The 25,615-nt window shown below is 64.0% G+C and carries 20 protein-coding genes and 1 tRNA gene; 8 read left to right on the top strand and 13 right to left on the bottom strand.

All coding sequences use genetic code 11. The annotated features are described in order from the left end of the window. Positions 1-144: 144 nt before the first annotated feature. The gene (locus ACYCTF_RS07655; RefSeq protein ID WP_461282374.1) at positions 145-552 is read right to left on the bottom strand and encodes a DUF2203 family protein; all 408 of its coding nucleotides are present in this window, start codon (positions 550-552) and stop codon (positions 145-147) included. After that, positions 549-2,114 carry a murein biosynthesis integral membrane protein MurJ gene (murJ, locus tag ACYCTF_RS07650; protein ID WP_461282373.1) on the bottom strand — a complete coding sequence of 522 codons (1,566 nt, stop codon included), beginning with the start codon at positions 2,112-2,114 and terminating at the stop codon, positions 549-551. Before murJ ends, ACYCTF_RS07655 begins: the two co-directional genes overlap by 4 nt. 232 nt (positions 2,115-2,346) lie before the next feature. Here murJ and rpsT point away from each other — a divergent pair, with 232 nt between their 5' ends. Continuing rightward, complete coding sequence (rpsT, locus tag ACYCTF_RS07645; protein WP_461282372.1) at positions 2,347-2,616, top strand: 30S ribosomal protein S20; 270 nt, start codon at positions 2,347-2,349, stop codon at positions 2,614-2,616. Positions 2,617-2,647: 31 nt separating this feature from the next. Here rpsT and proB read toward each other — a convergent pair whose 3' ends face one another. The 4 genes from proB to rplU are packed head-to-tail and all read right to left on the bottom strand — an operon-like array spanning position 2,648 to position 5,468. After that, positions 2,648-3,763, bottom strand: coding sequence for a glutamate 5-kinase (proB, locus tag ACYCTF_RS07640; protein WP_461282371.1), 1,116 nt, complete (start codon positions 3,761-3,763; stop codon positions 2,648-2,650). Beyond that, entirely contained in the window at positions 3,756-4,823 is a 1,068-nt protein-coding gene (cgtA, locus tag ACYCTF_RS07635; protein ID WP_461282370.1) for an Obg family GTPase CgtA, read from the bottom strand. Before cgtA ends, proB begins: the two co-directional genes overlap by 8 nt. Positions 4,824-4,865: 42 nt before the next feature. Then, positions 4,866-5,126, bottom strand: a complete 261-nt coding sequence (gene rpmA / locus ACYCTF_RS07630; RefSeq protein WP_461282369.1) for a 50S ribosomal protein L27 — start codon at positions 5,124-5,126, stop codon at positions 4,866-4,868. A gap of 9 nt (positions 5,127-5,135) precedes the next feature. Continuing rightward, positions 5,136-5,468, bottom strand: coding sequence for a 50S ribosomal protein L21 (gene rplU, locus ACYCTF_RS07625; protein WP_461282368.1), 333 nt, complete (start codon positions 5,466-5,468; stop codon positions 5,136-5,138). A gap of 211 nt (positions 5,469-5,679) precedes the next feature. Here rplU and ispB point away from each other — a divergent pair, with 211 nt between their 5' ends. From ispB to ACYCTF_RS07600, 5 genes are all read left to right on the top strand, one after another. Further along, positions 5,680-6,678 (top strand): octaprenyl diphosphate synthase, encoded by a 999-nt coding sequence (gene ispB, locus ACYCTF_RS07620; RefSeq protein WP_461282367.1) that lies wholly within the window; start codon positions 5,680-5,682, stop codon positions 6,676-6,678. Between the two features lie 21 nt (positions 6,679-6,699). Further along, a tRNA-Pro gene (locus ACYCTF_RS07615) sits at positions 6,700-6,776 on the top strand. 23 nt (positions 6,777-6,799) lie between these two features. Further along, entirely contained in the window at positions 6,800-7,048 is a 249-nt protein-coding gene (locus ACYCTF_RS07610; protein WP_461282366.1) for a PP0621 family protein, read from the top strand. 40 nt (positions 7,049-7,088) lie between these two features. Beyond that, positions 7,089-8,741 carry a sensor histidine kinase gene (locus ACYCTF_RS07605; protein ID WP_461282365.1) on the top strand — a complete coding sequence of 551 codons (1,653 nt, stop codon included), beginning with the start codon at positions 7,089-7,091 and terminating at the stop codon, positions 8,739-8,741. Beyond that, positions 8,738-10,099, top strand: a complete 1,362-nt coding sequence (locus tag ACYCTF_RS07600) for a sigma-54-dependent transcriptional regulator (RefSeq protein WP_461282364.1) — start codon at positions 8,738-8,740, stop codon at positions 10,097-10,099. The genes ACYCTF_RS07605 and ACYCTF_RS07600 overlap by 4 nt, the downstream gene beginning before the upstream one ends. A gap of 197 nt (positions 10,100-10,296) precedes the next feature. Here ACYCTF_RS07600 and ACYCTF_RS07595 read toward each other — a convergent pair whose 3' ends face one another. The 6 genes from ACYCTF_RS07595 to ACYCTF_RS07570 all read right to left on the bottom strand — a co-directional run bounded on the left by ACYCTF_RS07595 (position 10,297) and on the right by ACYCTF_RS07570 (position 18,386). Then, a complete protein-coding gene (locus ACYCTF_RS07595) occupies positions 10,297-13,857 on the bottom strand; it encodes a pilus assembly protein (RefSeq protein ID WP_461282363.1) in 3,561 nt (1,186 codons plus the stop codon). 22 nt (positions 13,858-13,879) lie between these two features. Beyond that, positions 13,880-14,485 carry a hypothetical protein gene (locus ACYCTF_RS07590; RefSeq protein ID WP_461282362.1) on the bottom strand — a complete coding sequence of 202 codons (606 nt, stop codon included), beginning with the start codon at positions 14,483-14,485 and terminating at the stop codon, positions 13,880-13,882. 2 nt (positions 14,486-14,487) lie between these two features. Next, entirely contained in the window at positions 14,488-15,684 is a 1,197-nt protein-coding gene (locus ACYCTF_RS07585; protein ID WP_461282361.1) for a PilW family protein, read from the bottom strand. Further along, positions 15,656-16,150 (bottom strand): type IV pilus modification PilV family protein, encoded by a 495-nt coding sequence (locus ACYCTF_RS07580; RefSeq protein ID WP_461282360.1) that lies wholly within the window; start codon positions 16,148-16,150, stop codon positions 15,656-15,658. Before ACYCTF_RS07580 ends, ACYCTF_RS07585 begins: the two co-directional genes overlap by 29 nt. After that, on the bottom strand, positions 16,135-16,758 hold the full coding sequence (locus tag ACYCTF_RS07575) for a pilus assembly FimT family protein (RefSeq protein WP_461282359.1): 624 nt from the start codon (positions 16,756-16,758) through the stop codon (positions 16,135-16,137). Before ACYCTF_RS07575 ends, ACYCTF_RS07580 begins: the two co-directional genes overlap by 16 nt. Positions 16,759-17,105: 347 nt before the next feature. Then, positions 17,106-18,386, bottom strand: a complete 1,281-nt coding sequence (locus ACYCTF_RS07570) for a type II secretion system F family protein (protein WP_461282358.1) — start codon at positions 18,384-18,386, stop codon at positions 17,106-17,108. Between the two features lie 317 nt (positions 18,387-18,703). On the opposite strand from ACYCTF_RS07570, the gene ACYCTF_RS07565 reads away from it, so the two are divergent. Then, a complete protein-coding gene (locus tag ACYCTF_RS07565; protein WP_461282357.1) occupies positions 18,704-19,567 on the top strand; it encodes a phospholipase D-like domain-containing protein in 864 nt (287 codons plus the stop codon). A 474-nt stretch (positions 19,568-20,041) separates the two neighbouring features. Here the strand turns inward: ACYCTF_RS07565 and ACYCTF_RS07560 are convergent, their stop codons facing one another. Beyond that, on the bottom strand, positions 20,042-23,578 hold the full coding sequence (locus tag ACYCTF_RS07560) for an FAD-dependent oxidoreductase (protein ID WP_461282356.1): 3,537 nt from the start codon (positions 23,576-23,578) through the stop codon (positions 20,042-20,044). Positions 23,579-23,964: 386 nt separating this feature from the next. Between ACYCTF_RS07560 and ACYCTF_RS07555 the strand changes: the two genes are divergently transcribed. After that, positions 23,965-25,566: an NAD(P)/FAD-dependent oxidoreductase gene (locus ACYCTF_RS07555; RefSeq protein ID WP_461282413.1), complete on the top strand. Its 1,602-nt coding sequence runs from the start codon at positions 23,965-23,967 to the stop codon at positions 25,564-25,566. The last annotated feature ends 49 nt before the right edge of the window (positions 25,567-25,615 follow it).

Here is a 25,615-nt window from a genome sequence, read left to right as displayed (position 1 = left end):
CGACGCTAACCGAAAGCGAAAAAGCTTAACGTATCGCGGAGAACGGGTCCAGACAGGCGGCGCACAGATGACCCGCCCGCAGCCCTGCGCACCCCCACCTCCTGCCCACCGACGGAATTCACGGCCGCCCGCCAAGGCGGCGGCTCAACAGGCCCAATCCGGGTCCATCTCCTCGATCACCTCGCGCAAGGGGCGGCGCGTGGCGTAATCCTCGCAATAGCTGTGGTAATACGCGAGGCGCAATTCCGGGAAACGCCAGCAGAGATAACCGTCGCCGGTATCGAAATCGACGAGCCAGAGACCCTTCACGACCGCCCCCAAGCGGGTCATCTTGCCCACCCAGCGCTTCACGACGCACGCGTAATCCTCCTCCACCTCATAGAGCGCGCCACTCCCCGGGGGGAGCGTCGACAACAAGCGGCGCAGAGGCTCGAGCTCCCGGTAGGTGCCGTAGGTGATGCGCCGCACCAAAGGAAAAAGCTCCTCGGCCTCGGCGAGGGTAAAGACGCGCGAATCTCCGGGTGACCCGATCTGCCAAATCGCCGCTGTCATACGTCGTCCGCACCTATCGACTGCAACCGTAACGCCTCGGGACGAACCCCCAAAAGCCACATCACTGTAGCATAGACGGCAAGTCCCGCCGCAATCCACGCGCCCAACATCGCCGCCCGCATCGCGCCCGAGGCCGCCTCGTAGACCTGCGGGGCGCGGTTGGCAAAGCTCAGCACAGCCCCCATGATGGCGCTCGCCACGCTAACCTGAACCCACAGCCGCGCCCAACCGGGTGTCGGGCGATAGATGTGCCCGCGCCGCAGGCCGCGATAGAGGAGCCACGCGTTCAATAGGCCTGACAAGGAGGTCGCCAACGCAAGTCCGGCGTGCTTCAAAGGCCAGATCAGAATCAGATTGAAGGCCATATTGGCGACCAGCGCGATCGTGCCGATCTTGACGGGCGTGCGGGTATCCTGCCTGGCGTAATATCCGGGCGCCAAGACCTTAATGAGGACGAAGGCCGGCAGACCGATGGCAAAGGCCACAAGCGCGCGGCCCGTCATGGCCGCATCGAAGGCGCTGAACGCACCATAGCGATACAGGGTAAAGATTATCGGCATGGCCAGCACGATCAGGGCGACCGCGGCCGGCACGGCGATCACAATGACCCAGCGCAAGGCCCAGTCCAGGGTATGCCCGAAATCCTCCCCCGAGGCCTTGGCGTGCTTGGCGGAGAGGTGGGGAAGGATCACCGTGCCCAAAGCCACACCGAATATCCCCAAGGGGAACTCGAGCAGACGATTGGCGTAGTAGAGCCATGAGACGCTGCCTGTCACAAGAAACGAAGCGAGCATGGTGTCGACGACGAGATTGATCTGGGCGATGGAGGAGCCGAAGATACCCGGCAGCATGAGCGCGAAGACGCGACGCACCCCTGGGTGCAGAAACGAGAAGCGAAGGCGGGGCAGAAAACCCGCCCGGCGCAGAAACGGGATCTGAAAAAGGAGCTGCAAGACACCGCCTATGAAGACCCCCCAAGCGACCGTGACCGCGGGGCTTGGCGTACCGGGCGCGACGACACCGGCGGCGACGATCAGGCTTAGGTTCAGGATCACAGGGGTAAAGGCGGCGGCCGCGAAGCGTCCCCGGGTATTCAAGATGCCGGCGGCCATGGCCACCAACGAGATAAAGAAAAGATAGGGGAAGGTGATACGCAGAAGCCGCACCGCCAAATGGTATTTGGCGGGCTCAGCCAAGAAGCCGGGGGCCAGCACCCAGATAATGACGGGTGCGGCCAGCACCCCGATCGCCGTCACCCCCATGAGCACCAAGGCGAAGCTTCCGGCCATATGGTTTATGAAGTCGCGCGCCTCGGCGTCGTTCGTCGCGGTGTCCTTATTGAGGTGGGCGGCGAACACCGGCACGAAGGCCTGCGAGAACGCCCCCTCGCCGAACACCCTGCGCAAAAAACTTGGTATGCGGAAGGCCACGAAGAAAGCGTCGGCCAAGGCCGTGGTCCCAAGCAGGCGCGCCAGCAGGATATCGCGCACAAAACCCGTGACCCGCGAGACGAGTGTCATGCCTCCAGTGGCGAAAAGCGAACGAATGAGGCGGTTGGCCACCCGTTTCCTCTCCTTCAAGAATCCCGGCCGCGCCCGCAGGCGCAAAGCCCGCGAGTATAACGCCCCGCGCCGGTCCCACAAGCCACACGCCCCAAGATGCTAGGCGGATCGCAGCCGGCGCGGGAGAAAAACCCGGTCGCGACCCCGAGCCCCACGCCAGCCGCATTGACAAGCCCCCGGTGGCGCGGCATAGTGTGCCGCTTTTCAAACCCCTCTTCCCAGGAGCAGGCTTTTGGCGAACACAGTTCAGGCAAAGAAACGGGCACGGCAGGCCGAGATCCACAGGCAGCGTAACGTTGCGTTCCGCTCGCAGATGCGCACCGCCATCAAGAAGGTCCTGAAGGCGGCGCAAGACAAGGATACCGCGGGCGGCCAGGTCGCGTTTCGGGAGGCAAGTTCAGTGATCGACCGCGGCATCTCGCGCGGCCTCGTGCACCGCAATACCGCCGCCCGCTACAAGAGCCGCCTGAACGCCCGCCTGCACCGCGCGAGCGTAGGCTAGGAAAGAATACCGGCCCCGTTTGCGGGCCGGTTCAGACGATCACGAGGTTATCGCGATGGATGACCTCGGGCTCGCCCTGATACCCCAGTACCTGCTCGATCTCCTCGCTTGGCCGTCCTATGATGAGGCGCAGTTCCGCCGCCGCGTAATTGACGAGCCCGCGCGCCACTTCACGATCACCGGGCCCCACGCACGCCACCATCTCGCCGCGCGCGAAGCCCCCCTCGACACCCCGGACCCCGACCGGCAGCAGGCTCTTGCCGCCGTCCCGTAAGACGCGCGCGGCCCCCTCATCCACCATGAGGCGACCACACACCGACAGGCGTGCGGCAAGCCACTGTTTGCGTGCGGCAAGCCGCGTGGCGGCCGGATACAGGTAGGTCCCGAGGGGCTCGCCCTCCAGCACTCGGAGGAGCACATCGGGCTCCCGTCCGGCCACGATCACCGTAGCCGCCCCGGAGCGCGCCGCCTTTTGCGCGGCGGTGAGCTTGGTGCGCATACCGCCACGGCCCAGCTCCCCGGGATTGCCGGCCATGGCCATATAGACGGGATCGCCGGCCGGGGCCACGGACACGAGGCGCGCGGCGGGGTTGACCCGCGGATCCTCCTCGTAGAGGCCCGATTGGTCGGTGAGGATGATGAGTACATCCGCCTCAATCAGATTGGCGACGAGCGCCGCCAGGGTGTCGTTGTCGCCGAAGCGGATCTCTTCGGTCGCGACCGTATCGTTTTCGTTGATGATCGGCACCACGCGCAGCGACAGCAGCGCGCGCAAGGCGCTCCGGGCGTTCAGGTAGCGCTTGCGGTCGGCCAGGTCATCATGGGTCAACAAGACCTGGGCCGCATGCTGGCCGTGCCGCGAAAACGCCGTCTCGTAGGCCTCGACGAGCCCCATCTGGCCGAGCGCCGCCAGGGCCTGCAGCTCGTGGAGCGCGCGTGGGCGTTTCTTGACCCCAAGGCGCTGCATACCGCAGGCCACCGCCCCAGACGACACCAGCACCACGTCCCGCCCTTGGGCACGCAGCCGGGCCAGCTGTGCCACCCAGCCTTCGAGGGCCGCCCGATCAAGCCCGGCGCCGTGGTTGGTGAGCAGACTGCTGCCAATCTTCACCACCAGTCGCCGCGCGGGCTTCAAATCGCTACGCATCCTCGGACTCCGCCCCTGCGGCCTCACCGTCCGGGTCCAGCGCTACAGGCCCCAGGGCCTCGAGGCGCTGCATCAGTCGACCCATGAGCGCCGAGCACCCGAGTCCCTTGATGGCCGATACCGCCGCATAAGGGCCATCCCAGCCGAGCGCCGCGCGCAAGGCCTCGACGCGCGCGTCGCGCTCGGCCGCTGGCCACAGATCCACCTTATTGAAGACCAGCCAGCGCTCCTTGCCACCGAGATCGTCACGGAAAAGCCGCAACTCCTCCTCGATGACGCCCACGTCCGCGGCCACATCAGCCGCGGGGTCGAGAGGGGCTACATCGATAAGATGCAAAAGCAGCCGCGTGCGCGATAGATGGCGCAAAAACTGTGTGCCAAGCCCCGCACCCTCGTGGGCACCTTCGATGAGCCCCGGGATATCGGCGATCACAAAGCTGCGCTGGCGCTCGACGGTCACGACGCCGAGTTCCGGGTGCAAGGTGGTGAATGGGTAATCGGCAACCTTGGGCCGCGCCTCGGAGACGGCGCGCAAAAAGGTCGACTTGCCGGCGTTCGGCAGGCCCACGAGGCCCACGTCGGCCAGCACTTGAAGTTCCAGGAAGAGTTCGCGGGCCTGCCCCGGGGCACCGGGGATAGTCCGGCGCGGGGCGCGATTGGTGCTGCTTTTGAAGCGCGTATTACCGACCCCGCCGCGACCGCCTTGGGCCACACAGAGTCGCGCGCCATCGCGGGTCAGATCACCCAGGAGCTCGCCGGTCTCGGTATCGCGCACGAGCGTGCCGATAGGGACTGCGACCAACAGATCGGACCCGCTGCGACCCGAGCGCTGACGCCCCGACCCGCCCTCACCGTTCGGCGCACGAAACTGCCGGGTGTAGCGGAAATCCGCCAGGGTATTGAGGCCGCTGCGGGCCTCGAAATAGATACTGCCTCCGGCCCCGCCGTCCCCACCATCGGGCCCCCCGCGCGGCACGAACTTCTCGCGACGGAAGCTCAAAGCCCCATTGCCCCCATCGCCCGCATGGACATGGATGGTGGCCTCATCGACGAACTTCATGTATCCCTCCCCGAAGACGTCGGGGCCGCGGCAGTGAAGTCCTTAAGGAGCCGAGTCGACGCTGACCGTCTTGCGACGCTGCGGTCCCTTGACCTCGAACACCACGTGGCCCTCGGCACAGGCGAACAAGGTGTCGTCCTTGCCGATACGAACGTTGCGGCCAGGATAAAAGCGCGTGCCGCGCTGGCGAACGATAATATTGCCGGGATTGACCTTCTCGCCCCCGAAGCACTTGATACCCAGACGCTTCGATTCGGAGTCGCGACCGTTGCGTGAACTACCGCCTGCCTTCTTATGTGCCATGACCGCTCCTTACGCCTGCGCCGACTGTTCGCTCTTGCCCGCTATGGCCAAGATCTTCAGTTCCGTATAGTTCTGACGGTGACCGGCGTGCTTGCGGTAATGCTTGCGCCGACGGGTCTTGAAGATCCGGATCTTCTCGCCGCGGCCGTGACTCTCGACACGCGCGGTGACCGTCTCCGACAGGGCCGGGGCACCGACGCGAACGTCCGCGCCATCGGCGATCAGCAGGACCTTGCCCAAGGTCACATCCTGACCCACCTCGACAGGCAGCGTCTCGACCCGTACGGTCTCGCCCACTGCCACCCGATATTGTTTACCACCTGTCTCGATCACCGCGTACATGCGTTCAGTAACTCCCCAACCGGCTTTGTTCTTGAAGGACCGGCCGGGTAGACCGGGCGGCCCGTTAAAAGCGGCGATTCTAGTGGCTTTGAGGGAACGGGTCAATGCACCTGGGGCGCCGGCTGCCGCAATGACGGCGACCGCCGGTCAGTCGCTTGACAGCGGGCGTCGTTCCGGCAGAGCATGACGGCGCCTTATCATAGGGGATTTCATGTCTACGCCTGCGCCCGTCGGCCGCCCGACCTTTGACCTCGATGACATCCACGCGCTCATAAAAACCGAGAGCGCGGCCATGGATCGGGAGATCGGCAAGCGGCTCGACTCGGAGATCGTGCTGATCAACCAGCTCGGGCGTTATATCATCCAAAGTGGTGGGAAGCGCCTGCGGCCGGCCGTGCTTTTGCTCGCCGCCAAGGCCTGCGCCTATGAAGGTGCGGGCCATATTACCCTCGCCACGGTCATCGAGTTCATCCACACCGCGACGCTCTTGCATGACGACGTCGTGGACGGCTCGGCCATGCGCCGGGGGCAGGCAAGCGCCAATGCCGTGTTTGGCAATGAGGCGAGCGTGCTCGTGGGGGACTTCCTCTACTCCCGGGCCTTCGAGATGATGGTGGAGGTCCGGAGCCTACGGGTCATGGAGATCCTCGCCCGCGCTACGAACACCATAGCCGAAGGCGAGGTCATGCAGCTCATCAACTGCAACGACCCCGACGTCGAGGAGGCGCAGTATCTGGCCGTGATCCGCAGCAAGACCGCGAAACTCTTCGAGGCCGCCGCCGAACTCGGCGCGGTCTTGGGCGGGATGCCGACGATGGAGCCGGTCTTGGCCACCTACGGCCGCCACCTGGGGACCGCCTTTCAACTCGTCGATGACGCGTTGGATTACGGGCGACACAACGCGCGGCTTGGCAAAAACATCGGTGATGATTTGGCGGAAGGCAAGACCACACTGCCGCTCATCCACGTCCTGCGCACCGGCACTGAGGCCGAACGGGCGCTCGTCCGTTCCGCCATCGAACAAGGCGGGCTCGAGCGGATCGACGGTGTCGTGGCCGCCATTGAATCCACCCAGGCGATCGCGTACACTTGCGCGCGGGCCGAGGGCGAGGCCGATATGGCACGGGCGGCGCTCCAACCTTTGCCCGACTCCCCGTATAAACAAGCGTTGTTGGATCTGGCCCATTTCTCCGTTCATAGGGACCATTAACGGCCCTGAACGGCATATCGACGGGGTGTAGCTCAGCCTGGTAGAGCACTAGCTTCGGGAGCTAGGGGCCGGAGGTTCGAATCCTCTCACCCCGACCAATTTTAGAGAGCGTTGCCTATTCGTGAAGCTCCTGGTCGATCTTCTGGTGGCATGGGCCCTTTGGTTACTGGTCCGCCGCCTGTTCCGTTCGCAACCCCCTTTGCGTAGCACGTCACGGCCCACGCCCGTGCGACGGCGTGTGCGTGCCGCCGGCGACATGGTGGCCTGCGCCCATTGCGGCCTCTATGTACCGCGCGCAGAAAGCGTCTCCGGGGGCCCTGAGGCGACCTTTTGTTGTCTCGAGCATAAAGAAGCCGCCGCTCGGCGCTGAGACTTTGCTATAGTGGCCAAACTATGCTAATTCAGAGGCTATGAGCGCTACTCATAATGCCCTGGATCTGGCCGCAGACGGCGTAGAGACACCGTTGCTCGTGCGCGAACAAAACTGGCTCCTCTTGAGCTACTTCAACGGCTATCGCTTGGCGCTCGCGCTGCTTGCCTGCATCGCCGGCTTCTGGGCAGGCGCTCTCGCGCCCTTTGCCAGCACCGACCCCCAGCTCTTCCTTGTGGTGGCCCTGGTCTACGCGGCCATCTACCTCGTGGCGATCGACACCACGCGCCGTAGGCTCGCGGACTTTGAGACCCAGGCCACCGTACTCGCCTTCTGCGATGTGGTGGCGCTCATCCTGCTCATGCACGCAAGCGGCGGGGTCGGGAGCGGGACGGGCATCCTGCTCCTTGTATCGACCGCCGGAACAAGTTTCCTGCTGAACCGGCGCCTGACCATCTTTTTCGCGGCGCTCACGACCATAGGCGTGCTCCTGGAAAGGGCGTGGCCCTACCTTACGGGCTCGCAGAACGGGTTGCCGGCGAGCTACTCGCAGGTCGGCCTCTTTGGTCTCGTGCTGTTTGCAACCGCAAGCCTCGCCCATCTCGTCGCCGATCGGCTCCGCCTGACCGAGGCGTTGGCCGAGAAGCAAGAAATGAGCATCCTGCACCTTGGACGCCTGAACGAACAGATCGTGCAACACCTCCAGTCGGGCGTGCTCGTGGTCGGGTCCGCGGGCCAGATCCAGCTTGCCAACAAGACCGCCCAGACCTATCTCGGGCTTACGCCCGGTGGCGCGCAGCCACCCCTGCAGACGGTGGCCCCGGCGCTCTACGAACAATGGGACGCGCAACAGCGCGACAAGGCCAGTGGGCGCAGGCTCTTCTTGTCGTCGACCGGTTACTCGCTCCTGCCGCGATTTAAAGATTTAGGGCGCGACAAGGCGGCGGGTATGCTCATCTTCCTGGAAGATACAACGATCGTGAAGCAACAGGCGCAGCAGCTGAAAATGGCGGGGCTTGCACGGCTCACCGCGGGCATAGCCCACGAAATCCGTAATCCCTTGAGCGCCATCACGCATGCCGCGCAACTCCTGACCGAGACCCCCGATCTCCCTACCGAATCACGCAGCCTTGCGGCCATCATCGACGATCAGGGGCGACGCATGAACACCATCGTCGAGAATGTCCTGCAGCTCGGACGGCGTGACCGCACGAACGTGACGCGTTTTCCCGTCCACACGTGGCTTGCCGAGACCCTACCGGCCGTGGCCACCGCACTCAATGTCCCCGCCAAGGCGCTGAATCTCGTGATCGAACAGCCACAGGCGGTGTGCTTCGACACCGATCATCTGTTTCAGATCATCAACAACCTCTGTCACAATTCCCTGAAACACAGCCCCCCCTACAAAGACACGCCCTTCGTGAAGCTCCTGGTCGGTGTCGACGGCGAGGGCCACAGCGTACTCGATGTCATAGACTGGGGCGAAGGGATCAAGGAGGCAGTGGCTGAACGCATCTTCGACCCGTTTTTCACCACCACGGCGCGCGGTACGGGGCTTGGCCTCTATATCGGGCGCGAGCTCGCCGAGGCCAACGGCGCGCGTCTCGAGTACCGGCCGACAGCCACGGGCTGCCAGTTCCGCCTGACCTTTGGGCGCCTCAACGACTGCACGGACGCGGTGTTCACCTCATGAGCTTACCTCAAGTCCTTATTATTGATGACGAAGCGGATATCCGCGCACTGCTCGAATTGACGCTGGGCCGCATGAATATCGAGACGCGCTCCGCCGGAGACGTCGCGTCAGCCTTCGCGCTGCTCGAAGAATACCGCTTCGACCTCTGTCTCACGGACATGCGCCTGCCCGATGGCGACGGCCTCGACATCGTCCGCCACATCGAAGAGCACCACCGTGGGCTCCCGGTTGCGGTCATCACGGCCCACGGCAGCATGGAGACGGCCATCGCCGCCTTGAAGGGCGGGGCGTTCGACTTCGTCTGTAAACCCCTTAATATCAACGAGTTGCGGGCGCTCGTGCGCAGCGCCCTGAACCTCTCTAAACATGCCCCAAGCGATGGCTCGAACGCCGCCGCCAAGCTCCTCGGCGACTCCCAGACTATGAAGGGCGTGCGCGCCCTCATCGAGCGGCTCGCACGCGGTCAGGCGCCGGTCTATATCACAGGCGAGTCAGGCACCGGGAAGGAACTTGCAGCGCGCCTCATCCATGACCTCGGGCCGCGTGCCGGCCGGCCCTTCGTGGCCGTGAACTGCGGGGCCATCCCCGAGCAGCTCATGGAGAGCGAATTCTTCGGGCATAAGAAGGGCAGCTTCACCGGCGCCTTCAGCGACAAAGACGGGCTTTTCAAGACCGCGAGCGGTGGCACCCTGTTCCTGGACGAGGTCGGCGACCTGCCCGTGCCGATGCAGGTCAAACTGCTGCGCGCCATCCAGGAGAAGGCCGTGCGGCCGGTCGGAAGCCAACAGGAAATGGCCGTCGACGTGCGTATCCTGTCGGCGACCCACAAGAACCTCCATGACCTCGTGCGCACGGGCGCCTTTCGCCAAGACCTCTATTACCGGCTGAACGTCATCGAACTCGTCATCCCGCCCTTGCGCGAACGCGTCGAGGACATCCCGACCCTGGCAGCACACTTGGCCTCCAAGCTGTCCACGGGACGCTCGTTGCCGCTCACGCCCCAGGCCCTGGCGGCACTCACGAAATACGCCTTCCCAGGCAACGTCCGTGAGCTTGAGAACATCATGGAGCGGGCGCTCACCTTATGCGAAGGCGACGAGATCGGCGTCTCGGATCTGCGACTGCCGGGCCAGACAGACTTCGACCCAACCGAAGAGGCGATGCAAGGACCCATGCTCTTCGAGGGCTCGGACTACACGGGCGAGCAGTCCCTGGACGAGCACCTCGCCCAGGTCGAGCGTGCGGCCATCGAAAAGGCCTTGCGCGATACCCATCAAAACAAGACCGCGGCCGCCCGGGAACTTGGCATCACCTTCAGGGCGCTACGCTATAAGCTCGAGAAGCTCGGCATCGAATAAGACCAGTGTCGACGGGCCCTTCCGGCCCAATATCGCAAAACTATCGCGCGCCACCCCTGTTCTGCGAAGCCGACCGGGACAGCTTCGATCCACCCCGATCTCCAGGCGCCCCCAACTCGACAACCACGCGCTGCACCGCGGTTACGTGATTCGCTAGCTCAGGCCCCGAAAGAGGTCTGAGCTCGTCCCCGGCGCCATCAGAAGAGCTGGCGCCAACCCGCCGGTCCCTCGGCGGGCGGTCCGCTCGCGAACACAGGCGGCGGCTGCGTAAGCTTATGCGGGGGCGGCGTACCACCGCCGCCTGTCCCCCCTGTGCCGCTCCCACTCGTGCCCGAGGGTGGCGAGTCGCCGAGCGACGAGGCCATCTGAATGCGCATGGTACCGTCGAACAGCGCGAGCGCCGGCGTGTAAGCCGTGCCATAGCCCACGAGAATGGGGCCCGTCACAAAATTGCCCTGCGCATCCTGGAAGGTATCCGACGGGAACTGGCCCGAGCCCAGCTGGTATAGGTAGAGGTAGGCCTTGGGCTCAGCGCAGGGATCCGACGACGTACTGCTCGGCGGCACGGTGACAGGCAGCATGACCGCGCCGTTTACGACCAGGGCGCTGGCGGTGATCGCCGATCCCGTAGGCAGGCCTGCGATATTGGCGTCGGCCGTGTAAGCCCCATTGGTCGCATTCCACACATCGCCGCCTGCGCTTGGATTCGTGCTCACCATGGTGGTCCACGCCGGCTGCCAGCCTGAGGAACCCTCTTGCAAGAGCGTAAAGCGTGTGGCCGACTGCAGGCGGAGATACTCGACACCGTTGTAGAACACACCGCCTATGGACGTAAGCCCGGATGTCCCGCCCGAGGTGGTGGCCGAGGTCCCGAAGTTGGCCGCCACTGAGGCATTGCTCGAAGCATCATTCAGTGCGGTCCAGGTGCGGCTCGACCCGAAGTTCGAGAGACCGCCTCCGCTTGCAAAGGTCGACGCCTCCCAGACATTGGACGATCCATCACCCACGAACATATTCCCGTTGGGGTCTATATAGGGCTGCGTGGTCGCCGAAAACGGCAGGGTGTAACTGGAGCTCACCCCCGTGCCGACATCCGTCACCACCATACTACTCGTGACCGTGCTTCCGCTCGTGACCGTGAGCACGGTCGCCATGTAGGCTGTGCTCGACGACGGCATCGACCGGAACACGGTCGGGGTAATTCCTGGGTTCGGTTCGGTCGCGTTGCTCGTATCGACCTCCCAGGCCTCGCTATTCAGTGTCGCCGCAGTGGTGGTACCGGACGCTGTGCCAGAAGGCGCGTTCGTGAGCTGCAGAGCGTATTGGACCAGCCCCTGTCCGGCGACACCTACGATATAGGTGTGCCAATTGTTGTTTGCGTCCTTGGCATCCACAACGCGGACGCCGCCACTCATGTTCGAGTTCTGCCAGAACGACGCATAGTTCTGCAGATCCTGCAGCATGATGCGTGGCATCCAACCCCACACCAAGGCCCCCGTGGTGGCGTCGGCGGCATACACAAAGCCGTCGTTGTCGCCAAACAACACGACGGGCTCGCGTCCCTGCTCGTTTTGCGCGTAGGCCACATAGCTCGAGTCGCTCAAGAGGCCGCCGCTGTCGGGTGCCCCCAGATAGAGCGCCGGGACCGACGCGGTCATGCCCCAGTACCAAGCAGCACCCCGCCCTCCCAGATAGCTGTCATTGTTGTAGGATGGGTTGATCGTGTAATTGATAATATCGCTGACCGTGAGCCCGGCCGGCAAAGTACCGAAGGCACTTGCGTTCGCGTTATTGTTCATCGCGCTCAACTGCGTGATCGGCCCCAGGGTAGCCGGAGCGACCGCAGGCCCCGTCGAGTAGAGCGCCGAGGACCGCTGAGCGCCATTTTGCGCGGTGGTCGTGGTCGTCCCGAGCTGACCCTCGATATCCCACGAGGGTGTTGTTGCAACGCTGCCGTTCGCTTGGATCGCGTAGGCGAGCAGATCACCCTCGCCGAGCTTCGGCGTGCTTGTGACCATGTATTCGAAAGAGTTCGTCCCGACACTCGTGCTCGATCCCCCGTTGGCGGCGTATACCTGCGCCTCGATACTGTTCAAAATCGCAGCGAAGGCCTGCTGGAATTGCGCCGGACTCTGGGCGCTGTAGGGCAGCACCGGATTGCTCGCAGTCCCGCCCTGTCCGGCGGTTGCCAGTTGCTCAAGGACATTATAGCCCGCCCGCGCCTCAGCCGAGCACGACGGACCGGCCGAGGGCGGACAGTTGATATTGGGCCCTATGCCGAGGACATAAGTCTTGATGCGCCCGACCCCGTTGCTCGAGTTGTTGTAGAGCTTCTGGACGGCGGTGATGGCCTCGTTGACGGCGTTGTCGTTACTCTGCTGCTCCCCATACAGGCTCGCGGCCGCGCTGCCCAGGGGCGGGTAGACGTGACCATGCAGACCCATGGTGGGCTGGCCATCGGTGATCAGGATCACATACTTGGGTGCGCATGCGGGCTGGGGACCACTGGTGCCCGTAAAATACTGAAGGGCGCTCTGCAAGGTCCCCGCCATCGGCGCATACTCGGAATCCGCGACGATGCTCGAGCCGGCCGGGAACTCCTCGGGTGCCAGATCCGTATTGAACTGGCTCAAGACGCTCGAAAACGATCCCACCGACACCAGCAGATCGCCCTGCCCCATCTGCTCGACTCCGGTGTAGCCTCCATAGGGGTTAGTGGTCGGCGCCGTATTGGCGTCGGTCACGGGCGGCGCGTCGTAGGCCTTGCCCCGCTGGCCATACCAGACCTCGCCGCTGTAGGGCGCGTAGCCGGCACTCGTGGGCGCGGTCGCGCGAATGCCGCCCGTCGAGCGCGAATAGACCTCATAGAGGGGCGCGGAGTTGACGATCTGATCTTCGTATTCCGTCAGGGTATAGTTCGGCGGGTCCGGCTGCGGGCCTAGGTAGGTCAGGATGTTGCTCGGATATCCCGCAGGGGCATACAGAACGTCGTTGATCTCCGGATCGTCAGACGTCGTGGCGATGTAAAGATACTGGCTATTCGCGAGATTCCGCCCCATGACCGACTCGATGTTCCGGCAGGCACCCGTGGTCACGCCGTAACAGGGGTTGTAGGCCGAGACCGGATCGACGGTCGACGGCGAAGACAGCGTATTGCCATAGCCGAAGGCCCCGTACTGCGTGACGTTGCCGTTGCTATCCAGGGTGTTATTGTTGCTCATGTAATACACCCAGGTGTCGTAAAGACTCGGCGCCTGGGCGGTCGCGTAATCCATGAGCCCCACCTGGAAGGCGTTGCTGTTCGAAGGGTTGTTGAACTCCGACCACAGGCTCTGCTCGGCGATATTGATCATCGACTCCGAGTTGTCCTGCAACGCGCTGCCCGCATTCACGGTATAGGGTGCCGAGCCCGACGGGCAGGTATCGCCATTGCTCGCGGTCGTGTTCACGTTCTGGCCCACCTTAGAACGAGGACTGTAGCCGCTCGGGATCGGATAACACACGGGCGAGGGCCATGCGAGCGGTGGAGTCGCCGTGGGCGCCAGGGGTCCGGCGTTGGCCGCCACCGTGCCGGACCCGGACATGATGGCCCCTTGCAGATTGCCCGCCATTCCCTGTGAATTATCCAGGATGATCAGGATCTGAGGCTCCTGACCCGCGGTGAGTATCCGCGCGGAGACAGTGACGGGCAAGAGACTCACAGTATAGCCAAGGCCGCAAAGAACCAAGGTCCTCATGGCCGTCCGGGCTCGACTCATAAACCCATCTAGGCTGCGCATATCAACCCCCCTCTTTGCGTATCCCGGCCTCGATCAATGTGCCGTTCAGAACGGTCTGTGTGCCGGGACGATCGCGAAATACATAAACATAGGCGTCATACAGACGATAAGGTGTGGCGGGCGAGCCCGCCTCATAACCATTCAAAAGCTGTTGACCGAGCCCCGTCGGCTCCACGACATACTCCACCGTAAAAGTCTGGCCCCCGAAGGGCACGCCATTCGCATGACCGTTCCAGCCCGTCACCACGCCGCAAGTCCTCGGGGCACACCCTTGCCAGAAGCTCACAGGCGGCCGCACGGGCTTAATCGCCGTCGACCCGGAGCTGCCGTTCACCGGCGGGTTATACCACCATGGATAGGGCGTCATGTTCAGGGTTTCGGGAAAGGCCGGCAACGCATCAAGGGACTGGCTTGCGGCGGCGAGGCCCACGTCGCTTGCCTGCAAGGCAGCGGCGGTCTGGGCGGCGTTCGAGGAGACGTCGTTGTCGAAGCCCGTGAAATCCATGAGACCCAGGCCTATGAATCCCAGGGTCAAGAGCACGAGTATGGACAAGAGCAGCGTGATGCCCCCTTGGCGCCCGCCACCATATCCTCGTCTCGCATTCATGGCTATTGATCCCATATCACATTGCGCACTGGTATAACCGTCTTCATGACGCGGTACAGATAATGTGAGCAGTCCCCGTTGAGACAGCCTGTGGTCTTGTTGGCGGGGAGCGCCTGCGGAATAGTGTAGGTCACCGCAGGCACGGCGTTCGCGAAGATTGGAATAATGTTCCCAGCGCGCGTGCCGGCGTTCGGGAGTACGCGGGTGTCGCGCACTACGAGCGCCACCTTCACGGCATCGACATTGCGGCCGGGCTGCGATGGATTGGGCGGTCCCCACGACGTGACTGAGCCCCGCGTGCCATAGCCAAACTCCACCTGCATATCCACGACACCCCGGGCAACGAGCTCGGGGGGCGGCGCCGTTCCCTGGTTATTGGCGGTCGTATACTGCTGCATATACAGGGAAGGGACGCTGTTGTAATCGTAGCTGCCAGAGACGGTGTTATATCGGTAGCCGACATAGAAATTGTCAACGGCAAAACCCGCCTGCCCGAGATCGATGAAGCCCGCGCGCTGAATCTGGGTGGGTGTGACCGTGGGGTCGATGGCAGAGAAACCACCGTGGATATTGAAGCTCGAGCCACGCGCACCGGAATTGAAGGTCACGCTCGGGGATTGGGGAGTCGTGGTGGTGATCTGGCCCAGCATACAACTCGCGTTCGGGAGTGCGACCAGAAAGATATCGCTGGTCAACAAGGACAGGCTACTGGCGACCTGCACCTGCGCTGCGTTTACGCTTGACACGTTACTGATGTAAGTCACAGGCGCGGAACCGTAGCTACCCCCGCCTGTCACCGTCTGGAGTTCGTAGGTCGACACACCGGCGTTGATCGGAGATAGGCCCGGATCGTAGGGATTGAGGGTCGCAGGCGTCGGGGTCTGAGCGCTCACCGGGGCGAGCGACAAGAGGCCGCCGCCCTGCGACTGGAAGTTGTTGGAGTAGATCTGCGTGCAATTGACCATGGGTAGACCGTAACCGGCCGATTCCACGGCCTGCGTGATCACGGTGATGGCCGTGCGCGCCTGCTGCCAGGCATTGCCCTCGGCCTTGGTCTGGGTGAAGGCGTTCGACGTGCTGATGAAGCCCTCATAGATCCCTGCGGCGGCAAGCGCTGACACCACGAGCGCGACCAAGAGCTCGATGAGCGTAAAGCCCGCGCTACCAAGCTTAGTAGCCGACCATCGTCTCGACGACATAGCTCTTGCGCCCCCCAGCCCATGTAATAGTGATCTTGGCGTCACACGGACAGGACCCCGGCGGTACGCCAGCCGCCGCTTTGATCGAGATCCGGCCGTAGCCCCCGGCGGCCGTGCCCGACCCCGGAAGCTTTTTCAGCGACTGCATCCAGGTCGCCACATTTTTGCCGGCCACTGAGGAACTCGACGGCAGGCTCGACGGGTTGCTCGTGTCGACGTCGGTATATTGGGAAATATCGACAGTATCCGCCCGCATCATGCTCACGATCTCTTGCATGGCCACGTAGGCCTGGGTCAGGCTCTGGCTCGTCCGAGAAAGGCCCATACCCGCAAGCAAAGTATAGACGACCCCCATCATCCCAATCGCGAAGATCGCCAGGGCGACCATGTTTTCGATCAAAGTGAACCCGGGCGCGCGCCCGCCGCGCACCCCGTGAGAACCGCGTTTTTTTATTGGTTTGCGCATACCGCCGTCTGCTGCGCACCGAGTGGCGCCATGATGCAGGAACGCAACTCTCCTGCCCCATAGTACTTCACAAGCCAAGTGGCGAATTTGGCGGTATCGCTCACAGTGGCGAAGGCAAGATAACCGTTCGTAATAACCGGCGCCCCTCCGTTGGGGGGCGGCGCCATGACGGTGCCATCGGGCATCAGTACCAAAGGAAATGTGGCACCCACACCCGCCGAGCAAGAAATACCACCGAAACGCTTCTTGTACGTCAGGGTCGTCATTAACGGGGCCCCGACCACGCTGCCCCCAGCCGGCGCCAGCGTGAAGCTCCAGGTGCATCCGGCTGCGCCCAACGCAGTCACGTTCATATCAAGCTGCTGGTCGGACTTCAAGGCGTAGGCCCGACCCCACTGGAGGTTCTCTTGAAACAAACCGGCCGCGTCGCGGGTGCGGGCATTCACGAACCAAGTCGAGAGATCGGGTACGGCCACGGCGGTCGCAATGGCGATCAACGCGATCACGACCATGACCTCCACCAGCGTGAAGCCGCGCCCGCCACTTCGAAAACCCCGCACAGGCGACTGCCGTAGGGGGCCGGTCCGCCAGCTCGTTGCGACAGGCACAGCCTCTCCCTCAGGGTCGGCACCACCGGCACACACCCCCGGACGACCAGCTTTTGTGGACACGCTAGACGCGCACCTTCGACTGACCATTATCCGCCCGTGATTCATGCCACTCGCGCCCAATCCGGCGCCTCTTGCTGCCCGCTAATAGGTTTAGCATAAGGACTAGGCCATACAAGCGCGCGACCGACAGACGGCGCCCCGATCCCAAAGGGCTGGCGCGGCCCCTAGAGAAATGGCGGATGTCCGCGCCTCGCGGTCCGCCGCAGACTCCAGGCTATGCGACCGTTCATCGGATTTTGCCGGTCGCAGGCCTGCCTCCTACGGCCCTTCAGTCGCGGCCAAGATCATCCCCCGTGGGTTACGACCGCTCCAAGCTCGAATATCGGCATATACATGGCGACGACCAGCGTGCCTACGATGATGCCCAATATGACCATGATGAGCGGTTCCATGAGCGTCGACATACGCGCCACAGTCTCGCTCACCTCCCCTTCATAGAAGTCCGCGACCTTCTCCGCCATGACCTCGATCGCCCCGGTTTGTTCGCCGATCGCGAGCATATGCACAGCCATCGCCGGAAACACTGCGCTTTCCTTCAGGGAGTCTGTGATGAAGCCGCCCTCCAAGACCCTCTCGCGCGCGGCGTTCACTGCGCGTTCGATAATGACGTTGTTGGAGATGCGCGACAGGGTCTCCAGGGCCTCATTGATCGGGACGCCCGCGGCCTGCATGGTGGCGAGCGTACGCATGAAGCGGGCCACCGAACCCTTCAAGATGATATCGCCCATGATGGGGAGCTTAAGCGAGACGCGATCCACCTGGGTCCGAAAACCCAGGCTCTTGCGGTAGGCCATGATGAACGCCCAGATAGCGACGATGGGCGCGAAGACCACGATATACCAGTGCCCACGCATCCAGTTCGAGATGTTGATGACAGCCTGGGTGAGCGCCGGCAGGGTCGCACCGAAGCTGTCGAAGAGATGGGCGAACACCGGAATCACAAAGATCATGAGGATCGCGGTGACAAGCAGCATCACCGTGAGGATGGACGCCGGATAGATCATCGCCGAGCGGATCTTCTTTTGCAGGGCAAGCGACTTCTCGCGATAGTCGGCAAGCCGCAGAAGAATGGTATCCAGGATACCGCCCTGGTCGCCGGCGGCGAGCAATGACACGAACAGGCGATTGAAATACTTCGGGTAGCGATTGAACGCGTCGGCTATGCGCTCGCCATCTTTGATCGGCGTGAGGATGCCTTCGAGCATCACCTTCATGCCCTTGCTGTCACTCGCAGTCGCCAATAGTTCGAAGGCCTGCACCATGGGGACGCCGGCGTTGATCATGGTCGACAACTGCCGGATCATGACCACGATCTGGGCCTCCTTGACCCCGCCTGCCCCGCTGAAGAGGGGTTTGGGCTTTTTCTTGACCGACACGACATCGAGGCCGCGCTTGCGCAGAGTGACACGCACGATGGCGGCCGATGCAGCCTCCATTTCCCCCTTCTGCGTCGCCCCCTTGGCATCCCCCCGCGGCCGCGCCTGCCACTGGAAAACCGTAACCTTGGGGCCGGCCTTTTTCTTGGCCGGCGGGGCTTCGCCGCCCGCCTTCACTGCTGTCGCCATGATGCCTTCCTCGCTGTCGCCCCAAGCGGGCGTCGTGCCGGCGCCATGCGCAAAACGGCCCTCCGGCCCGGCCGGGGGGCGCCTTTCGCGCTCAGCGATTGCGATCTCATTGCAACTTACGGTAGACGCTCGCAGCCCATACAGCAAGGTCGGACGTCGCCCCGATGGCGCAAATCCACACTCGAGCGCCCTGCGGATGAGAGGACCCGACAATCCGCCGTAATGGCCCGGACAGCCTTGTGCATCCCGCGTTTTTCAGGTCCACTAGGAACTGGCGGCCGCCCGCGCAAATACCCTTACCGAGACCCAGTGGACCCATGCTCTTCATAGAACCTCAAGCCGGCGTAGCGCCGGTTGTCCGATTCATACACCATGCCCATAAGCGCCTCGACATCAACACCTACCTCTTGACCGATCGCGTGATCCTGCGTGCAGTGCACTCGGCCGTGCGCCACGGGGTACGCGTACGCATCATCATTGCCCGCCACCCCTATGGCCGCAGGCCACGTGGGGAAATCGCGCGCCTGCGCGCAACCGGCGCCCAGGTCCGCTATGCCCCGCGGCGCTTCTCACGCCGCTATGTCTTCGACCACGCAAAATACATGGTCTCGGGCGAGCGCGGCGAGATCGGGACTGCGAACATGACTTGGTCGGCCTTCCGCAAGAACCGCGAGTACCTCTGGATCGGCCATAACCCGCGCGTCGCTCTGGCCCTGCGCACCGTCTTCCAGGCCGACTGGTCACGCAGGCCTGCGGGGCGCGGTCCGCGCGAGACCCTGATCCTCTCCCCCGGCGCGACCGCCGATCTCGTACATACCCTGCGGATGCCGGGCCGCGTGTGCATAGAATCCGAGGAGCTCGGACGCGACCGGCCGGTGCTCGCTGCCTTGCGCGCCAAGGGGCGCTCCGCCGACCTACTGCTGCCTTCGCGCCTGAACCGCTATGACCGCAGGGTCGCACGCTCTCTCGCCTCGTCCGGCGTTCAGGTCCGCTTCCTGCGCCATCCCTATCTGCATGCCAAGCTGATCGCAGGCCCCGACCGCGCCTTCATAGGCTCGGAGAACCTGAGTCCATCGAGCCTCAAGCACAATCGCGAGGTGGGTCTCGTTTTGCGGGGTCACGATGCGCGCACACTCTTCGATCAGTGCCAACGCGACTTCGGGCGCGGCGCAAGACGGTGAGATAGGAGGCTTCGGTAGCGCCACGGTCATCCCGCGCAAGCGGCTCCAGACTCTCCGAGATGGCGCGGGTCCGCGTAAAGGCTGGGTGTCAAAAGCGTGGGGCGTGTCCTGCATGACCTTACGACACCGAACAGGCGATCGGCGACTGGTCGTGAAACGTACGGCAGGCCGTCCCCACCGTTACGATTCGGGCAAGAATACCTTCCACAAGAACTGTTACAGGGCCTCTCGGGCGCGCGGACAGCGGGTTGCAAGGACCATATCGAGCCGCTCTCTTACGCAAGCTCTGCCGCCGCCTGGGCGTCCCGCCCGGCACGAGCGATGCGCTGCTCGCCCAACTTTGCCCACGCTATGACCTGACTTTGCGCACCGCCGACCTCGGCTTCACACGCGCGGCCGTCCCTTGCCCCCTCAATATCTGGGGCGCCACACACTAAAAACACCCGCGCCCGGAGGCCCCCGCCTGCCTGCACGTCAGGCCCCGCCCTGGCGTGCGCCGGCCGCCGCTAGCACCGTCGTAAGCCACTGATTGCTGAGTCGCTCGGAGAGACGATTCTGTCCCTGTCGGGCGGCTAGATTCTCGAGATCCACCCAGGCGAGCGGCTGATCCTGCTCGGCGCACGAAAACACGGCACGCGTGCGCAGTCCCGTGGCCGGATCGATCTGCCACTGCAGACATTGGGCGCAGACCCCCTTCATCATGCACTGCATGGGGCTACCGACGGTCGCTATGGCCTTCACGTCTGGCTTGAAGAGCGGCTGCAAAACGCCCTTCAAGGCCCCCTGGAAGGCCTTCAGAAGCCCCGTGGAGCCCATAACGAGAATGCGGTCGACTGCCCCCAGGGGGGTGGCGTCCGTGGGCAGATCAAGCCCACCTGCGGCGTACTGGCCGAGCAAGGCCACCATGTCGGTGGCCTCCACCGACCGATCCTGCGGACGGCGCGCCTCGATGCGCGGGCCTTGCGCCGTGCACCACACGATCTGATCAGCGGCCGCCTCGAGCCCGTTCTGGTTATCGAGCTCGGAGGCCCGAGCGAAGGCCGCCACGTAGACGACACGGTTGCCGGCAGCGCGTAGGGCCGGCCCTATATCGAGCATGACCGCCGCCCCCCAGCGCCCTGCCACCACCAGGATGGTCTGGCCCGACGGGATGTCAGTCGGCGCCCCCGTGGGGCCCATGAGGATGAGGGAATCGCCGACCTTGAGGGCACCGGCGACGCGCGCGCCCGCGCCCCATTGAAGGATCATGAGTCGCACGCGGTCGTCCTCGACGCCTGTGCCGCTCACCGTGATCACGGGCACTTGCAAGCGGGTATTGGCGACCACCGCACTGCGCGATTCGAAGGTCTGGAGCCTGAAAAACTGACCCGGCTTAAAGTTCCGGGCCGCCATGGGTGCTTTGATCCAGACCTCCGCCACCGCCGGGTTCGACTTGTCGATCGCCACCACCTGCGGCTCCAGGAGCGCGCGCATGCGCGCGAGGAAGGCGGCCGCAGACTCGTCGCTTGCGGGCCTCTGCATGGCCCCCAGGACCGCCATCACCTGCGGGAACGCGACCTTCCCCGAGGCCACGGCCTTCACCACGCTGCCGTGGAAAGCGGCGTGGGTGTCACCCAGGAAGCTCACCCGGTAGCCGTCCTGCGCGTAGGAGGTGAAGGGGCCGGTCTCCGGGGCCTTGCAGTGTGCCGCCACCTGCACCGCCTGCAGATGATCCCCGTGGGCGACGTGGCCCTCGAAATGATTGCCGTCGAGCAGGAAGGTGCCCGGATATTCACGCTCATAGATGGTGTTGGGGACCGTCCCTGCGGCCACCAGCACGGTACGCGCTGGCAGCCTCACCTCCTGATCGCTCCCCACCCAGCGACCTTCCACCTCGCGCATGCGGTGCAGGACGAGTGTCTGGACATGACCGTAGGCGTCCAGGTCCGCGCGCAGCGGGTCTAGGCCCTCGGCGTAGTAGAGCCCTTCCTGCAAGGCCTTGGTCAATTCCTCGTGGTTACGCGTATAAGCCGGCGAATTGTTCATGCCTTTGCGATAGGCGAGCGTGACCCCGCCCCACGACCGCAAGAGCGGTATGAAATTCGGCGTCTCGCCCGCCACCCGGGCGCGCTCACGCTCGGCGCGCACCGCCCGGCCATGGGCCAGGAATTCATCGAGGATCCCTTCATCCTCGGGCGGCAAGCCCTTGCGGACCGCCTCGACGCCCAGCTCCTCGACCATGATCTCGTAACGGGCCAGGATCTTGGTCACCTGTTTGATATAGTAGGTCTGAACCTCAGTTGCGGTATCGACCGCCGTCAGTCCCCCGCCTATGACGACCGCCGGGAGCCGCACCTGCAGATTGGCAAGGCTCGTCTCCTTGCCGGCGCCCGTAAGCTGCAGGGCCATCAGAAAATCACTCGCCTGACGCATGCCGCGCGCGAGACTATTCGTCATGGGAACGACGCGCGGGAGACCGGCACCCGTGGCGATACAGATATGATCGAAACCGAGCTCCCAAGCATCCTCGACCCGGATCGTCCCGCCGAAACGCACGCCGCCTGTGACCCGCATACGCGGCCGGCGCGCGAGACTCAGGTAGATGAGCTTCAGGAAGTTCTTGTCCCAACGGACCGTGATGCCGTACTCGGCGACGCCGCCGAACCCGAGCAGGATACGTTCGTCGAGGTCCTCGGCGAGATCCTTCCACGCAAACACCGGGCCCGATACGATCGCCTCCGGTAAGGGTTCGATCTTCAGGCCGTCGATACCGAGCACGGCACAGCCGGCGCGACTCAGGTAATGGGCCATGGTGAAGCCCGCAGGACCCATGCCCGCGACTAGGACCTTGCGGCCGTTGTCGGCCCCCGGAAGATAGTCGTACTGCAAAAGAGGATTCCAACGCAGCAGCAGGTCGTAGATCTCGACACCCCACGGCAGGTCGAGGACATCGGTCAGTACACGGGTCTCGATCTGCGGGATATTGACCGGGTCCTGCTTCTGATAAATGCAGCCCTTCATGCAGTCGTTGCAGATGCGATGCCCGGTGGCCGGCACCATGGGGTTGTCGATCATGACCATCGCGAGCGCGGCAATGTTCAGACCGTCGCGCCGCAGGAGATTCATCTCAGAGATCTTTTCCTCGAGAGGACAGCCGGTGAGCGTGACGCCCAAGGGGTCGACCTTGAGGCCGAGCTCCGGGACACCCTTCTTCTCCGGGAAGCCCTTGGAGCAGAAGTCGCCGTCGTGGTCGTGACAATAGAGACAGTAGTGCGTCTCGCTCTGCACGTGGCGCGCATCCATGCGCAGATCGGTCAGATGAAAACCGTCGCGCCGGCGGAACTCCGCCTGCGGACCCTCAGCCATCTCCGTCCCGTAACGTTCAACGCGATTGACGGGTACGAGGTGGGTGTGGTCGACGCGTTCGGGCAACACAAAGCTCGCCCAATCCGGGAACTGCGCGCGGATATCGCCGTCATTCAACACCATCGCGCACCACTGCGTAAGCCTTGTTACCTCGGCCTCGTGCGCCTTCTCGTCAGACAGCCACTCCTCCCCGAGCCGCGCGATTGCCCACTCGCGGTCGACAAGCGGCAAACCACGCCTGCGCGCCTCATCATCGAGCCACGCATCGAGATCCGCGAAGCTCTGCGGAAAGTCGCCCCGATAACGCCGGGCACGACGCTGCACGAATTGCTTCTTGAACTGCATGACGCCATCGTGGCTTACCGTGCCCTTGTGGAGAGCGGCGACTTCGGCGTCGATGCCGAAGAGCCCGGCTATGAAGCTTTCAATATGGGGCGCCACCGCCAGCAGGAAGGTACTGCGGGCAAGCGGACTCTCGGGATCGGCGCCTGCACGGAAGGCGCGCAGCCGCGCGGCCAGATCCGCGTCGCGCGCGACCAAGTGGTCCAGAAACTCGCCATCCAGACGCTCTAGGCCCTGCCGGGGGAACAGGTCCTCATAACGCCACCCGCGGGCCAGGCGCAGCGTGGGGGAGGCGGTTTGCTGTGTTTTCTCATCGACTGACATGATTCGGTCCCGAAGTGGCTGTGCAATGCGCGTAAGCGCCTGATCGAGCGCGCAGGGGAGCCCATGCCCCTGCCCGGCTCCGCTAGTCTATTACCGGCCGCGTCCCAGCGTCTTGATCTGATCCCGACGGCGCCGCCGATACCCCGTAAGATAACCCGAAACGCCACGCGCGTCACAAAGGCCGGGGGTAGAGGACGGGCGCCGACCGGTCGCGAGCGACTCCGGTTTCGTGGATCAAGAGCATACGAGGAAACACAGGGGGCAATCGCGCCACACGAGACATCCCTGCGCCGAATCGGTAGCATGGGCGGTTGTGGCTCATGACAGGTCCGCGCGCAAGCGCGCCTAGGCCGCCCGCTCACCCGCTTGCGGATACCGATACCCCCATGTTACGACTCCTGGAAGTCCGACTCCCCCTGGATCACAGCGAGGATGCCCTGCACGATGCGATCTGCCGGGCCTTGCGCATCCCCGCCTCCGAACTCCTGTCGTACGCCGTTGCACGGCGCGGTTATGACGCGCGCCACCCGGACCGCATCGCGCTCATCTATACGCTTGACGTGGCGACGCGTGACGACGAACGACTCCTCACGCGCCATCACAAGAACCCACATATCATCCGACGCCCTGACAGCCGCTACGAACCGCCCTTTCACACGACGAATCCGCCGCATCTGAGGCCCGTAGTCGTGGGCTTCGGGCCGGCCGGGCTTTTCGCGGGACTCATGCTTGCGCAAATGGGCCTGCGGCCCCTCATCCTCGAGCGCGGCAAGCCGGTACGCGAGCGCACCCAGGATACGTTCGCCCTCTGGCGGCGCAAGATTCTGAATCCCGAGTCCAACGTCCAGTTCGGCGAGGGCGGCGCCGGCACGTTTTCGGACGGCAAGCTGCACAGCCAGATCAGCGACCCCCATCACTACGGGCGCAAAGTGTTGGAGGAGTTCGTCCGCGCCGGGGCGCCCCCCGAGATTCTCACCATCAGCAAACCCCATATCGGCACCTTCCGCCTAGTGGGCATCATCGAACGCATGCGGGCCACCATAGAGGCACTCGGCGGGAGTGTGCAGTTCGAGAGTCGCGTAGTCGATATCGACCGCTCCGGGGGCGTGATGCAGGGCCTCACGCTCGCCTCCGGCCGCACCCTGGAGGCCCGCCATGTCGTGCTCGCCATAGGCCATAGCGCGCGTGACACCTTCACCATGTTGCGCGATCGCGGGGTATTCCTCGAACCCAAGTCCTTCTCGATCGGCCTGCGCATCGAACACCCGCAGTCGCTCGTCGACCACTGTCGCTTCGGGCGCCACGCGGGGCACCCCCTACTCGGCGCCGCCGACTACAAGCTCGCCCATCACGCCACTAACGGCCGCTCGGTCTACAGCTTCTGCATGTGCCCGGGCGGCACGGTCGTGGCCGCCGCCTCAGAGCCGGGGCGGGTCGTCACCAATGGCATGAGCCAGTACTCGCGCAACGAGCGCAATGCCAATAGCGCGCTCGTAGTCGGCGTGACACCCGCGGACTTTTCAAGTGATGACGTCTTGGCCGGGGTCACCTTTCAGCGCCACTGGGAGGAACGCGCCTTCGAGCTGGGCGGTGCTAGCTACGAGGCGCCCGCGCAGCGCCTGGAGGATTTCCTGGCGGCACGGGCAAGCGTCGGGCCCGGCGAGGTCATTCCCTCCTACCAGCCTGGCGTGCGGTGGGGTGATCTGAGCGAGGCCCTGCCTGCCTACGCCATCGACGCCCTACGTGAGGCCCTACCGGCATTCGCGCGCAAGATCGCGGGCTTCACGCTCCCGGATGCGGTCTTGACCGGGGTTGAGACCCGTACATCGGCGCCGATCCGCATCACCCGCGATGAGGATCGACAGAGCCGCAACACCCGCGGCCTCTACCCCACCGGCGAGGGCGCAGGCTACGCGGGCGGCATCTTGTCGGCGGCGGTCGATGGCATCAAGACCGCCGAGGCCATCGCGCGGGCTTTGCTAGACTAAGACACCGCTTCAAGCCCCAAATCCACCCAGTTCGCTCCACGCGAGACCA

Source organism: Acidiferrobacter sp., assembly GCF_054609335.1.
Note: the sequence above shows the minus strand (reverse complement) of the source record. Positions and strands in the feature narration are given on the sequence as shown.

Coding starts and splice junctions, on each gene's coding strand:
- ACYCTF_RS07655 (WP_461282374.1), bottom strand. CDS start 552: ATGACAGCGGCGATTTGGCAGATCGGGTCACCCGGAGATTCGCGCGTC.
- ACYCTF_RS07580 (WP_461282360.1), bottom strand. CDS start 16,150: ATGCGCAAACCAATAAAAAAACGCGGTTCTCACGGGGTGCGCGGCGGG.
- ACYCTF_RS07560 (WP_461282356.1), bottom strand. CDS start 23,578: ATGTCAGTCGATGAGAAAACACAGCAAACCGCCTCCCCCACGCTGCGC.
- ACYCTF_RS07600 (WP_461282364.1), top strand. CDS start 8,738: ATGAGCTTACCTCAAGTCCTTATTATTGATGACGAAGCGGATATCCGC.
- ACYCTF_RS07605 (WP_461282365.1), top strand. CDS start 7,089: ATGAGCGCTACTCATAATGCCCTGGATCTGGCCGCAGACGGCGTAGAG.
- ACYCTF_RS07555 (WP_461282413.1), top strand. CDS start 23,965: ATGTTACGACTCCTGGAAGTCCGACTCCCCCTGGATCACAGCGAGGAT.
- ACYCTF_RS07595 (WP_461282363.1), bottom strand. CDS start 13,857: ATGAGTCGAGCCCGGACGGCCATGAGGACCTTGGTTCTTTGCGGCCTT.
- rpmA (WP_461282369.1), bottom strand. CDS start 5,126: ATGGCACATAAGAAGGCAGGCGGTAGTTCACGCAACGGTCGCGACTCC.
- proB (WP_461282371.1), bottom strand. CDS start 3,763: ATGCGTAGCGATTTGAAGCCCGCGCGGCGACTGGTGGTGAAGATTGGC.
- cgtA (WP_461282370.1), bottom strand. CDS start 4,823: ATGAAGTTCGTCGATGAGGCCACCATCCATGTCCATGCGGGCGATGGG.
- rplU (WP_461282368.1), bottom strand. CDS start 5,468: ATGTACGCGGTGATCGAGACAGGTGGTAAACAATATCGGGTGGCAGTG.
- ACYCTF_RS07590 (WP_461282362.1), bottom strand. CDS start 14,485: ATGAATGCGAGACGAGGATATGGTGGCGGGCGCCAAGGGGGCATCACG.
- ACYCTF_RS07570 (WP_461282358.1), bottom strand. CDS start 18,386: ATGGCGACAGCAGTGAAGGCGGGCGGCGAAGCCCCGCCGGCCAAGAAA.
- ACYCTF_RS07565 (WP_461282357.1), top strand. CDS start 18,704: ATGCTCTTCATAGAACCTCAAGCCGGCGTAGCGCCGGTTGTCCGATTC.
- ispB (WP_461282367.1), top strand. CDS start 5,680: ATGTCTACGCCTGCGCCCGTCGGCCGCCCGACCTTTGACCTCGATGAC.
- ACYCTF_RS07585 (WP_461282361.1), bottom strand. CDS start 15,684: ATGTCGTCGAGACGATGGTCGGCTACTAAGCTTGGTAGCGCGGGCTTT.